Origin of the sequence: Mesorhizobium sp. WSM3866, from assembly GCF_002294795.1 — a bacterium.
Taxonomy (GTDB): Bacteria; Pseudomonadota; Alphaproteobacteria; order Rhizobiales; family Rhizobiaceae; genus Mesorhizobium.
This window is the reverse complement of record NZ_NSGC01000024.1, coordinates 38,356-50,626: the sequence shown is the minus strand read 5'-3', so window position 1 is coordinate 50,626 and position 12,271 is coordinate 38,356. Positions and strand designations below refer to the sequence as shown.

Genomic DNA, 12,271 nt, shown 5'->3' with positions numbered 1-12,271 from the left:
CGCACCGCCGATTCCTACGAATACAATCCCGCCAGCGCGCCGCTGCTGCACATCGAATATGTCTTGCCGGGATCCGGAAGTCCGGTGGCCTTCAACACACCGGCCGATGCCGATCCCGGCGCCAACCAGATCGCCGAGCTCGCCGCGGCGGGAGCACCCACCGGGATCACAGCTTCGGCCACCGATCCCGATGCCGGCGCGACCGTCACCTACAGCATCAACGATGCACGCTTCGCCATTAATTCCAATACCGGCGTCGTCACGCGCTCGGGCACAGGCACGCTCGACTTCGAAACCCAGTCGTCCATCAATCTGACAGTGACGGCAACCTCTTCCGACGGCAGCACCGCCACCAAGAGCTTCACCCTAGGTGTCCTCGACAGCCCGGAGCCGATCGCGTTCAACACGCCGCCGGATGCCAACTCCGGGGCCAACCAGATCGGCCAGAACGCTGCCGCCGGCACTGCCGTCGGCATCACCGCTTCGGCCTCGGATCCCGATGCCGGCTCGACAGTCACCTACACGATCGACGACTCGCGCTTTGCCATCAATTCCAGCACCGGGGTCGTCACGCGCTCGGGCACCGGCACGCTCAACGCCCAGTCCGAACCGACGATCAATCTCCAGGTGACAGCGACGTCGTCCGATGGCAGCAGCGCCACGAGCACCTTCACTGTCAGCGTCACGGCCGGCCAACAGCCCGTGGCCTTCAACACTCCGCCCGACTCCAACTCCAGCGCCAACCAGATCGCCGAGCTCGCCGCGGCGGGGACACCGACAGGGATCACCGCTTCGGCCTCGGATCCCGATGCTGGCTCGACGGTCACCTACAGCATCAACGACACGCGCTTTGCCATCAATTCCAGCACCGGTGTCATCACGCGTTCGGGCACAGGCACGCTCGACTTCGAGACCCAGTCGTCCATCAACCTGACGGTGACGGCGACCTCCTCCGACGGCAGCACCGCCAACAAGAGCTTCACCCTCGCCGTCCTCAACAGCCCCGAACCGATCGCGTTCAACACGCCGCCCGATGCCAACACCGCGGCCAATCAGATCGTCCAAAATGCCGCCGCCGGCACTGCCGTCGGCATCACCGCCTCGGCCAAGGATCCCGATGCCGGCTCGACGGTCACCTACACGATCAACGACTCGCGCTTTGCCATCAATTCCAGCACCGGTGTCATCACGCGATCGAGCAGCGGCACGCTCAACGCTCAGTCCGAACCGACGATCGATCTCCACGTGACAGCCACCTCGTCCGACGGCAGCATCGCCACGCACACCTTCACCGTCGGCGTCACCGCCACCCAGTTGCCGACATCCGTGACCTTGGCGCACACCATTCTGACTTCGCAGTGGTCACCGCCGAGCCCCGACCCGACCGATATCGTCTATATCTCCCACCTCGGCAAGCTGCTGGTGACCGATAGTGAGGTGGAGGAGATGTCGATTTTCACCGGCAAGAATCTCTTCCAGATGAATCTGAACGGCACCCTGACGGGCACGCTCACCACCATCAATTTCTCGGATGAGCCGGCCGGGGTCACCTACAATCCGGCGAACCACCATCTCTTCTTCTCGGACGATACCGGCACGAAGAGCGTCTACGAGTTGAACCCGGGCAACGATGGGCTTTACAACACCTCCGACGATATCGTGACCTCGTTCAGGACCGCCGCGTTCGGCAGTACGGATGCGGAGAGTATTGCCTACGACACAAACCGCGGCGTGCTTTATCTCGAGGATGGCACAACCCATAGGATTTACACCATCGCTCCGGGCCAGAACGGCAGATTCGACGGCGTCCCAAGCACGGGGGGCGATGATGTCGTGACGAGTTTTTCTGAAGAGGCGCTCGGAACCCCTTCTGACGGGGGCATCGCGTATGATCCGGTCCACGACCTGCTTTATGTCATCGTGTCACGCACCTCCGTGGCAATGGTGACGCCAACCGGGGATCTGCTGGGCACACTCGACATCTCCGCCGCCAACGCGAAAAAGCCGGCGGGACTTGCGCTGGCGCCGAGCAGCGACGATCCGAGCCACCAAATGAGCCTCTATGTCGTCGATCGCGGCGTGGACAACGACTCGAATCCGACCGAGAACGACGGCAAGATCTATGAATTCCATTTGAACGATTGGCTGCTCGCCTGATCTGACAGGAACGATTTACGCTTGCGCCAACCCGGTCGCCGCCAACAAACAAAATACCCCGACCGCGGCGTGCCGCCAGCGATCGGGGTATCAAAATTGAAGCAAAGACGCGAAAGCGCGCCGCCGGGATCCATTTCCCCGCGACGCGCTTTTGGTTCTCAAAACGCTGCTTCAGCGACCCTGACGGTCAACCTTACGACTGGCCGGGAGGACCAATGTGAATATGATTGTTGTCGCCCCAGCCGTTGCCCGGGCGTGTTCCTCCCGATTTGGCGATCGCTCTGGAGTTCAGGCTGGTGCCGAGCAGAACCGTTATGGCCGGTGGAGTCACCGCCGCAAAACGCCCTGCCTTCTTGAGAAAGTCCCGGCGCGCCTGAGCCTCTGAAACGAGGACTTCCTGCGTCCTTTCCGAGCGTTTCGTGCTTTCGGTTGGCATGACGATTCTCCCATGCGGGTTCCAAAGTATCACAACAGCTTATGTTTCCCGATGCCAGGATACTAGTTCACCAAAAGGCTTAGATTTTCGCGCTTGGAAGCAAAAGCGTACGAGCGATGCGCCGCGCGAAATCGGACGAGCCCCCCCTCGCCGAACCCCTGGCGCTTAGAAACCGCCGCGTTCCCCAAATCAAATTCCCGGCCAGGCGCAACGGAGCGCCGATGATCGGGTGGGTTGCCGTGAAGACGCGCCTCCAGTGCTGGAAACGGACGATCGGGCGCCGCGCGCATCTTGCCGGGATCCTGGTTCCGAAGAAGTGATGCAAGGCCAGGAGCTGGGTATCCAGGGCATTGCGGGCGCTTCGGTCCGACATGGATGCCTGCAGCGCGCTCCAGTCCACGTTCTCGGTCTCCGCCAATTGCGCCAGGTCGTGAAGGTGCCTGAGATCAATCCTTCCGCGCCAATAGTCGCCCTCCTTAAACAGGTCGTGCACGATCCAGTGCAGAGCCCGGGACTGGGCAGTAGGAATATTCACCCACAAATCGTCGTGCTGGACGAGCTTGGGAGGTTCAAAGTCGATCGCCCGGCGCGCCCGGAGTTCCAGCATTCCGGCATCCTGCTCACGCGCCATGCCTCGCTCACCTGCCACCTCGACATAGCCGAGCTCTTCAAGGCAGATTTGGGCGGCCGCCTCGTTGGCCGGCTCCACGGCCAGATCGAGGTCGCTTGTCATCCTGCTGGGAGCCTGGCCTGCCGGCGCAAGGAACAAGGGAACAGCGCCCTTGAGCAGGAGCGGAACGATGCCGCGGCGATTGAGCGCCGCAACGGCTTCGCGCAGTTGCGCACGCAAGCGCAAGTTCCGCTCCCGATTGCAGTCATGAACGAACCGGAGATACTCGTACACGTCCTGCGGTAGCCGGTGGATCTGGCCGGCGCGCGCGAGGGAGGAGAACAAATCCGGCGTGAGCAAAGTGCGATTGGCCAGAGCGATTACGGCGTGCCAATCGGCCCGGTCGGCCGGACTGCCGCGAAGTCCGGCGATCAGAGCCTCGAGCGCGTTGCCTCTGTGTCTCACCGGCATGCCTTCGTGATCAGCTCTACTGCATCATCGAGCTTCGAATAATTCAGGCAATAGGTGCCCGCCGATCCGATGACTTCGGTCAGAGTGTCGAAGGCGCTGCCACTCAACTCTCGGCCGGGTGCGAACGCCCCGTTGAGCAGCACACGCAATGCGCTGGCCGGGTCGATCGGCTCGAGGCAAGCTTTCGCATCGCGACCTCGACGAAGCTGGATTGCATAGCCGATTGGTATGGGAGAGGACGGCACGACCTCGCTGGGCACCGCAAACCGAACTCGCCTGCGGTCTGGCCGGCGACAAACCGGAACAGCGTCGAGATCGGGGAAGCGTTCGGCCAAAAGCGGCCATGCTCCTGCCTTGACGGCAGGCGCAAACGGCAGACCAATGCCATGTCCCCGGGAGTCCAACAGGGTCACATCGTCAGATACGAAACCGAACCCTGCATTGACCAGCGCCAGGGTCAACGTAGTCTTGCCTGCGCCCGGGTTGCCGCAAAGAAGCACGATGCGCTCATTTTTGACAAGCGCAGCCGCGTGTAGAGCAAGTTCGTAGGCGCTGCGATCGAGGGCCTCGATCAGCATTTGCCCTTTCACCATGACGGGCAGCTCGTCGGGCGCGCAGGAAAGAACCCAGTCGCCATCCCGGAACAGGTGGACCCGTCCTTCATGCTCGACCAGTTGGAACAGAATGTCGGCAGTCTCTCGTCGGACCTCGAGATGCCGGAACACGGCGACCGCGGGAAAGGCGCAGGCTGCAGGATACTCGATGCGTACGGAAAGGCCCGCGATCGCGACGACCTGGCTCACAGCCTCTCGAGCCGACACAGACGGCGGTGCGTCGGGCCGTATCAAGCTCAGCCGCTGCCAATCCCTCAGCGCGGCCTCGACATGCCTGTTTGCCTCGATCCCATCGACGCCGGCGCGGGCCATCTCGGCCGAAATGGCGCGCGGCGATGTTCCCTCTTCCAGGGAGCGCCAGATCTCGGCGGCAGTATCGTTGACGGCGAAGATGGCCCGCTGGGAAGGACTGAACAGGATATTCTGCCCCCTGACGCGTGCCAGCCGTCCCTGGGTCACAAACGTGGCCGGGATATGAGCGGTGGAGCCTGGCGGCGCCGTTCCGTTACCCGCCTCGTGATTCATCGAGTAGTCCTCTCCCCCTCTGCCGGAACGCGACGGCGGTCCAACCTGTCGTTGCGAAACAAGTACGTTCAATGGGCGAAGCGACAAGCGTTTCGGCAGGAGTTCACTTCGCCCAACACAGCTAAGCAACCGAATGTTTGCCCCCGAGTGCGACTTCTCACAGCGCTTCGTCGGAGAACCGGGCCACGTTCTGATGCGCCGCGACCCATTGCAGATGCGCCTTGTTCCAGTATTCGCGCGCGTCAGCGCCCGTCAGCACCTTGAAACCGGATGGCGGCAGCGGCAATTCCGAAGGAATTGGTTCGTCGGGCAGCCACAGCAACACGTTGTCCCGGCTTTCGATAGCCAGCCCCCAGGTTCTTTCCAGGCGACGGAGTCCACGCATGTTCACCGAAGCCAATGCGAAAACCGATCCCGTTATCCTCAGCCTGGGTGACTGAGCGACGGCCTTGATCGGCGCCTGATGTGTGATTTCGCCCTTGGAGAGAAACGGGTGCATGCGAATGAGGGTTCGATCGATCTGCACTGTCTCCCCTGTCCCATCCCGCTCGTTTGAGGCAGGATCCACGCTGATCCCCGAAAAACAGCCGTCGAACAGGCAATCTTCGACAATGCCGCTGAGCAGGTAGTCGTTCTCCACCGCATCATCCCTGATTTCGCTGAGCCAGCAGCCTTTCAGGTGAAAGCCGTCGGCCCGCGCTGCGAAACGCACGCCATCCCAGCAGCGCCGCGCGCGGACGCCTTCTATTGTCGCATTGGCGGTTCCGTCCCTGACAAGCAGAGCCGCGCTGTTGCAGTAGGTGTCGCGCCAATCGGAGGTCAGCGGCACCTGGCCGTCGAAGCGCCCTCCGATGAAATGAACGTCCGGACAGTTGCGGATGACCACCGGGTAGCGATTGACCGGCAGGTTTCCTTCGTCGCAGCCCATCATCGCGCTGGGCTCAGGATTTCTGCTGTTGGCGACTGTGAAGGAAGCATTCCGGGCGTCGATTGTCGTTCCGGCTTCGAGATCCCGAAACATTTGTTGTTCGTAGCCGTGCTCGCCCGTCAGAACGAGCTGCTTGCCCTCCGGCATCTGCCCGCCCTCCGCCTGGCACGAGCCCGGCAACAGCGCGAACACGGGAGACAACCCAGCAAGGCCCATGAATGAACGGCGGTCCATCCTCATGCTCGTTGACCTGAAGAAAGGGATTGCCGATGCCGCTCGAGACAGGCCGAACGGACCGCCTCGAGAGCTCTCGAGGCCACGTCTTCGGGCGATGCGAGCCTTTCGATGTCGATGGCCGCGAGCACGCCCATGCGATCTTCCGTTCCCATTCCCCGCGCAAGGGCGGCCGCCATTTCGCGGCAGGCCCGATCCGCCGCCGACCAAAGGTCGGGATCGCTGTCCGGAGATGTCCGTTGCAGCCGCGAGGAGCGATCGCCCCTGGTCAGGAGCCGGTCTCTGGCGATGCCGGTCTCGCTGCGCAGATGGACAAAAACCATGTCATGCAATCCGACGGCAGAAAGCATATCCAGCCAATTCTCGGATGTTTTTCTGCATCTGCTCTTCAGCAATATGGACCAGAATCCCTGCAGCAACCCCTGATCCATTATGATTATTGAATTTCTTCTTGCCCTCTCATGCTGGATAAATGCGACCAGGCTGATAAGATTCCAGACAAGCCTGATGGCATCAAGGCGCGACACTTGCCTGCTTTCGATGACGAAGCGGGCAATTCGAGCAAGCAACGAGCGAAACTCACGATCTAGCAGCCGAGGGGCGACAACGCCCATTCTGTGTATCTGCCTCTCGATGAATGTTCTTCCTTCCCACGCCACTCGCACGTCGCCTACCGGCGGGCCACACCGTCGCAGGCTGTTCGCCAGCAGGCCGGAGGTAGTTGTCTTTCCGACCCCGGGCAGACCAAAGAATTCGACAAATCGAATGTCTGTCCGCAGCGCGCGTGCTTCGACGCTTGGCGGGAGGCTTGCCGCCAGGTCACCAACAGTGTGCGAGGACATTGGATTTCGGGTGGTACGATGAACTCTTGGAACGCCAATGAAGTCAAGGCGATGTGCGAGGGGCATACTCAACTTCAAGCAGCTGAGACCCGGTCCCGACATACAACCTCGGGGTCTTGGCAAGGCCGGTCTGCAGCGATCGCTGCATGCCGCGGTAGACTATGAGCAAAGCGAGCGGCAGCCAGAAGAAGGCGGCGGTTGACGGCCCGAAGGAATCGCTCATCTGGTTGGCGACCAAGTAGTTCCATACGGCGACCGATGTTCCGAGCACCATGACATTCACTTCGGTCGCTTGTTCGCTCCTGCCCCTGTCGACCAATGTGTGCAGAACGGTGCTGATCAGATAACCCACCACCAGCAGAACCATGATCACCACCAAGGCGAGGCCGGGCACTCCCAGCGTTCTAAAATAATCGATGAACAGGTTGTGGCTGTGCGGAGCGATGTCGCCCACCCATTGCCCTGCGCCCACGCCCATGAATGGATGCGACAGGCCCAGATCGATTGATATCGACCACAGTCGCTGCCGCGAAACGATCGAATGTGCCTCCCCGCCGGAGAGCTGAAGCGACAGCAGCTTGTAGGCCCGTGGGTTCAGGAACTGCAACATCATAAAGCTAGCCTGGAACAATATCGGAGCCGTAACGGTCGCCGCGATCACTGTTACCGGACGCTGCTTCCTTATCACCAGATAGATGCAGTATAGCCCGTAGAACGTGCCGAGACCGACGACCCCAAGAACGAAATTCGTCTTGGATCCCGATTTGACCAAACCCAGCAACCCCGCGAGGAGGCAAACCGAAAGGAGGATTCGGTGCCTTCGAGAAGCGACCAGCTTCGCGGCGACAAGCGGCAGACCGGCCGACAAGGCAATTCCGAGCTGGTTTGCGTGCTTGAAATAGCCCTCCGCCCGATCGGCGAATCGAGCATCGCCGAGGCCAATAACGACAAGGCAGGATGTAACAGCAACCATGATGGCCATGGTCATCCCAATCCTGTCGATTGCCTCAAAACTCCTAGGCCTCGCGGCGATCAATGCAATGGTCGGGATAGTGGCGAAACCAAACACCTGGGCGAAGACAGCGCGCATGGTCCTGACCGGATTGTCCGCGTGTAGCGCCGACAGCAGCGATAGAACCATGATGAGGGCAGATGTTGTCAGCACGGCAGTTGCCAAGGCCGTGTCGGTGCGATGCAGACGTTTTGTCGCTTCGGCGTAGGGAACGAGGCTTACCAGGCCGCAGAACAAAGCGAGCAAAAAGGAAATCGAGCCATCTGTTCCGGCAATCCGCGTGGCGCCAGGGAACCATATGGACACGATCAGCAAAAGGATGGAAGCCTGCAGCATCGATGGACGTCACGCTGAAAATGCTATGCAACAACCGCGGGCCGACGCGCTCTTGCCTCGCCAGGCTGCGTCCGGTGCCCCTGTGTCCTGAACGGCAACGCCAAGAAATAGAGACACAACGTTCACTCCAGGACGGTGATTCAAGGCGCGCTGCCGCACCGCGGGTGAATACTCCGCGTACCTATTTCATAAGCAGCGTAGGCGCAGCGGGATGACAAGGAAATGAGCGAAAACGCGTCATTGGGACAAGGTGTCCTACGCCTTTTGTGCAAGGGCTGGTGGTGCTGCGATTCCAGTCTGCCTGGTCGAGATCCGGTCCAGCCGCGGCGGGGATTCGGTGTTGGTGCGGATTTGCACATGTGGGAGACTTGGGCGCGGCACACCGAGTCTTTCACACCGTAGGAGATCGCCGTGCTTTGGGGTCTTGTCGCCGTCGGCGTGATCGGCATTTTGCTCGGATTTCGTGTTCGCGCGCCGGCGCTCATCGTCATGACCGCGGTGATTGTGGTGTTCAGCGCCATTGCAGGCGGCATCGGCAGCCTGTTTGCCTGGGACCGTCTGCTTTCGATCCTGCTTTTCGTTGTCACGCTGCAGGGCGCCTACCTGCTCGGCGTCTTCCTCGGCATCGTGTGGCGTCGCGCCGTGACCGATGAGCATTGACGGACTGCGGCTGCCATTTCGTCGCCGGCGCCGGAATTTTTAAAGCGGCGATGCCGCCAATGCTCGCTGCCTTCCTCGGCAGTCAGGACGCATGATCGAATCTCATCACAGCGAAGACCGTCCGAACGAGAATGACGACGTCGGCCCATATGGACCAGTTTCGCACGTAGCGGCTGTCGAGGGAGACACGGCTGGGATAGTCTATTGCGTCTCTGCCCGTCACTTGCCACGCGCCGGTCAGCCCGGGCCGGGTTCGAAGATAATCGATAGCGCAGGCGCCGTAACGTTGCAGCTCGTCGGGGACGACCGGCCGAGGGCCGACGCAACTCATGTCGCCGCGCAGCACGTTGATGAGCTGAGGCAACTCATCAAGGCTCGACTTTCTGAGAATGTGCCCCAGGAAGGTGACGCGCGGATCGTTCTTGAATTTCAAATTCTGCTCCCACTCCTTGGCGGCTTCGGGATTGCTCGCAAGATAGTCGGCCAGAACCTGCTGGGAGTTGGCAACCATGGTCCTGAATTTGTAGCAGGCGAAACGCCTGCCGTTGAAGCCGACCCGAGTGTGAGAGAATATCGCCGGTCCGCCGTCGGTCGCCAATATTAAGAGGGCAACCACAAGCATGATCGGAGCGGCCAGCACAAGCGCGATCGATGCGATGGTGACGTCCATGATCCTCTTGCGCCGCCCCCCAAGCGGACGATGGTTTTGGCCGACGCCTATTCCGGGTCTGCGGGGGTTCGTGTCGAATGCGCTGATTGTCATGAGCTTCGCCAAGGAAAACGGCTGATTTTAGCGCTCAACTTCACGCGGCGGATCATTCCCGGCAAGAACCGAAAAGGAGGTAGCGCCCTATCTGGCGCCGGTTAGCCTCTTAGCCTGAACGCGTATTGCCGGCGCGGTGTCGATAAGCCTTCTGATCAAACGGCGTAACACTGGCACCCATTTTCTGCAGTAGCAGTGTGGGCACCTTCGACTGTATTCGTGATCGACGAAATCAACTGGTCCGGCTAGCGGCGATCCAGACCGCCGACTGAATTCAGGCCCTAGCTCTGATGGCAAGGATGCCGAGAGAATGTCTGGAGCCACTGGTGCCGGATGGGCGAGCCGGCAGCCGTCTGGCAATGCCTGAAAAGCATGCGCGCGCATGCGACGAGATTCGACGAGACAGATCTTCCGCGTCGAAAGAATGCCTGCCAGCCTGTCAGTGGAGCACGCAACGTGACGCCCATTCCGAAGCCTTCGTCCGGTGACTTCCCCGCAAGGCCGGGCGCTCGTCAGTTTCTGGAGGTCGACCATGCGGAAGCACTTGCCGTCGTCCGCAAGCAGATAGCTTTGCTCGATCTTGATCTCTCCGGCCTCACTGTCGTGGCTGGCGCGGCGACGGGCTATCAGGCGGTGACTGCGACAGCCGCGGCGCTCGCCAATGCCGACCGTGTCGTTGCACTCACCCGCGTATCCTCCAGACATCCGAGCCTGGCGGCGGCCGCGGACGCAACGTTGGCATTTGCCGAGTACGCCAAGGTCGCCGAACGCGTGGAAGTGACGAACCGCATCGAAAGCCGCAAATGGCAGGAGGTCGACCTCATCACCAATTGTCCCCAGGTCGGACCGATTTCGAGATCGCTCATCGAGCTCTTGCCCTCTCACGCGGTCGTTGCGCTCATGGCGGAGCCTTGGGAGCTTCGGCAAGGCGTGTTGGACTTCGATGCCTGTGACGAGGCCGGCATCAAGGTTGCTGCTCCAAATCTCGGTCACCCGGCCATAGACCTGATGCCGGAATTCGCGCGCTTATGCCGGGTCCTACTCGAGGATGCCGGTGTCGATCAGCGTGCCTCGAGATTCGCCATCGTCTGCGACACGCCCTGCGCACCGTTCCTCGAACGCATGCTCGCCGAACGTGGAGCAAGAGTTGGTGTTTTTTCGCATCCGGTTCTGCTGACCGATGATGCATGGGAGGTGATCATCGTCGCTATGCGGCCCTCCGCCAAACCCCCAATGGACATCAACAGTCTGGGCCGCATCGCCAGGAGAACGCGCCAGGCGCTGCTGGTGCAGTTCAGCGGCGGGATCGACCGCTCGGCCGCCAGCTATTTCGGCCTCAGGGTATGGCCGCCGAAGCGCCCCAACCGCGGCGAGTTGGGCCTGCCGCTCGAGATACTCGGAGCGGCTCCGGTGATCCGCAGACTGACGGGAGGCCTGAAGGCTGCCGAAGCAGCATATCGCGGTGCGGAGTTGGGCCGCGACAGTGTTGGATTTCTCGTGAAGGCAGGATTCGAGATGGTTGACCGGGAACATGCCTGAGCATCGGCCTGAGCGCATCCGTTCCAAGACCTGCAGGCACCGTCCTATTTCTGAATCTCGAAGGGAGGCGGACCTGAAATAGGTCCGCCTCCACGTCGAGGATCGGCGTGCGTCGTTCTATTGCCAGGCACCAGGCCTGGGCAGCCTTCAAAGCATCATCTGTCTAAGCTTGTAGGCCACCTCAGTGCGGTTCGTGGCTTTCAGTTTTTTCATGATGTTGCGGATATGGACCTTGACCGTGCTCTCGCAGAGGTTGAGCTCGTAGGCAATGATCTTGTTGGCCTTGCCTTTCCTGAGCGCTTCCACGACCGCGGCCTCGCGCGAGGTGAACATTCCGGCGAGCGGACGGGCGCCGTTTGCCGTCGAATGGATGATCTCGCGAAGCGCCAGCACGCAGCTGGCGGGCACGAAGATTCCTCCGGCGCGGGCGAGACCGATGGCCTCGGCAGCGACCTTCACCTTGACGCTCGTGGGAATATAGCCGCGGGCGCCGCATTCGAGAGCCGCAAGGATCTCCCCCGGCTCGTCGGAATCCACCACGACGATTACCGGTACGGCGCCGACCTCGGAGATGAGGTGCACAAGTTCCGCCCGAACGCTCTGGTCGGTCACCTTTCGGGCGCCGAGAATAACGAGGATCGCGGAAGCTTCCGCCCCGCCGGCGACGTGCTGAATCTCATCAAGAGATCCTACGGCGCTGACGCGCAAAGCCGGATTATGTTCGATAAGGCCTCGAGCAAGACATTCGCGCTCGAGTGCCCGTTTGTCCACAATTACCACCAGACCTTCGGTCGGGTGTCCTTCTTCGAGATCAGACGTGCCGAGCCCGTTCACGTCCGTCAGATGCCCGTTCTGCAACGACCCCGTCGCGTCTTTCCAAGACTCGGAAATTTGAAGATGTCCCATCGCCTTATTTACTCCTCTCCGCCGCCGACTTCGCTCGCTCCCCTTTTTATCTTGACTCCCACGCAGGGCTTGTTCAGCGGCATGAACTGATACGCTGTTTACCGTGTGTCGGGCGACTTGCTGCGAAGTGAGGAATAGATTCAAGGAGTAGTGCATACGCCGGCCCAACCCACGGACGTATGGGATCCCCGCTCCATTGAGGTAATCCAGCCTCAAATGCATACTACGATGCTGTGGA

At 61.0% G+C, this 12,271-nt stretch carries 11 protein-coding genes; 3 read left to right on the top strand and 8 right to left on the bottom strand.

The window, feature by feature from the left end; translation table 11 throughout:
* A partial coding sequence (locus CK222_RS29890; RefSeq protein ID WP_141247159.1) for a cadherin domain-containing protein occupies positions 1 to 2,157 on the top strand: 2,157 nt, incomplete at its 5' end.
* 193 nt (positions 2,158 to 2,350) lie between these two features.
* On the opposite strand, the gene CK222_RS29885 is transcribed toward CK222_RS29890, so the two are convergent.
* The 6 genes from CK222_RS29885 to CK222_RS29860 form a co-directional block, all read right to left on the bottom strand.
* Positions 2,351 to 2,593 (bottom strand): hypothetical protein, encoded by a 243-nt coding sequence (locus tag CK222_RS29885; RefSeq protein WP_082953725.1) that lies wholly within the window; start codon positions 2,591 to 2,593, stop codon positions 2,351 to 2,353.
* A gap of 79 nt (positions 2,594 to 2,672) precedes the next feature.
* Complete coding sequence (locus CK222_RS29880) at positions 2,673 to 3,674, bottom strand: nucleotidyltransferase family protein (RefSeq protein ID WP_245433363.1); 1,002 nt, start codon at positions 3,672 to 3,674, stop codon at positions 2,673 to 2,675.
* Positions 3,665 to 4,813 carry a PqqD family peptide modification chaperone gene (locus CK222_RS29875; protein ID WP_095802784.1) on the bottom strand — a complete coding sequence of 383 codons (1,149 nt, stop codon included), beginning with the start codon at positions 4,811 to 4,813 and terminating at the stop codon, positions 3,665 to 3,667. The genes CK222_RS29880 and CK222_RS29875 overlap by 10 nt, the downstream gene beginning before the upstream one ends.
* A gap of 157 nt (positions 4,814 to 4,970) precedes the next feature.
* On the bottom strand, positions 4,971 to 5,975 hold the full coding sequence (locus tag CK222_RS29870; protein WP_095802783.1) for a hypothetical protein: 1,005 nt from the start codon (positions 5,973 to 5,975) through the stop codon (positions 4,971 to 4,973).
* A 2-nt stretch (positions 5,976 to 5,977) separates the two neighbouring features.
* A complete protein-coding gene (locus CK222_RS29865; protein WP_141247158.1) occupies positions 5,978 to 6,589 on the bottom strand; it encodes a hypothetical protein in 612 nt (203 codons plus the stop codon).
* Between the two features lie 271 nt (positions 6,590 to 6,860).
* Positions 6,861 to 8,165, bottom strand: coding sequence for an O-antigen ligase family protein (locus CK222_RS29860; protein ID WP_095802781.1), 1,305 nt, complete (start codon positions 8,163 to 8,165; stop codon positions 6,861 to 6,863).
* A 411-nt stretch (positions 8,166 to 8,576) separates the two neighbouring features.
* Between CK222_RS29860 and CK222_RS29855 the strand changes: the two genes are divergently transcribed.
* Positions 8,577 to 8,825, top strand: coding sequence for a hypothetical protein (locus tag CK222_RS29855; RefSeq protein ID WP_066992046.1), 249 nt, complete (start codon positions 8,577 to 8,579; stop codon positions 8,823 to 8,825).
* Positions 8,826 to 8,907: 82 nt separating this feature from the next.
* On the opposite strand, the gene CK222_RS29850 is transcribed toward CK222_RS29855, so the two are convergent.
* Positions 8,908 to 9,495, bottom strand: a complete 588-nt coding sequence (locus CK222_RS29850; protein ID WP_208720894.1) for a sugar transferase — start codon at positions 9,493 to 9,495, stop codon at positions 8,908 to 8,910.
* A 549-nt stretch (positions 9,496 to 10,044) separates the two neighbouring features.
* Here CK222_RS29850 and CK222_RS29845 point away from each other — a divergent pair.
* Positions 10,045 to 11,127: a hypothetical protein gene (locus CK222_RS29845; RefSeq protein WP_141247157.1), complete on the top strand. Its 1,083-nt coding sequence runs from the start codon at positions 10,045 to 10,047 to the stop codon at positions 11,125 to 11,127.
* A 147-nt stretch (positions 11,128 to 11,274) separates the two neighbouring features.
* Here the strand turns inward: CK222_RS29845 and CK222_RS29840 are convergent, their stop codons facing one another.
* Positions 11,275 to 11,961 carry a response regulator transcription factor gene (locus CK222_RS29840; protein WP_245299539.1) on the bottom strand — a complete coding sequence of 229 codons (687 nt, stop codon included), beginning with the start codon at positions 11,959 to 11,961 and terminating at the stop codon, positions 11,275 to 11,277.
* Between the last annotated feature and the right edge of the window lie 310 nt (positions 11,962 to 12,271).

Coding starts and splice junctions, on each gene's coding strand:
- CK222_RS29885 (WP_082953725.1), bottom strand. CDS start 2,593: ATGCCAACCGAAAGCACGAAACGCTCGGAAAGGACGCAGGAAGTCCTC.
- CK222_RS29865 (WP_141247158.1), bottom strand. CDS start 6,589: ATGGGCGTTGTCGCCCCTCGGCTGCTAGATCGTGAGTTTCGCTCGTTG.
- CK222_RS29860 (WP_095802781.1), bottom strand. CDS start 8,165: ATGCTGCAGGCTTCCATCCTTTTGCTGATCGTGTCCATATGGTTCCCT.
- CK222_RS29850 (WP_208720894.1), bottom strand. CDS start 9,495: ATGGACGTCACCATCGCATCGATCGCGCTTGTGCTGGCCGCTCCGATC.
- CK222_RS29870 (WP_095802783.1), bottom strand. CDS start 5,975: ATGGACCGCCGTTCATTCATGGGCCTTGCTGGGTTGTCTCCCGTGTTC.
- CK222_RS29875 (WP_095802784.1), bottom strand. CDS start 4,813: ATGAATCACGAGGCGGGTAACGGAACGGCGCCGCCAGGCTCCACCGCT.
- CK222_RS29880 (WP_245433363.1), bottom strand. CDS start 3,674: ATGCCGGTGAGACACAGAGGCAACGCGCTCGAGGCTCTGATCGCCGGA.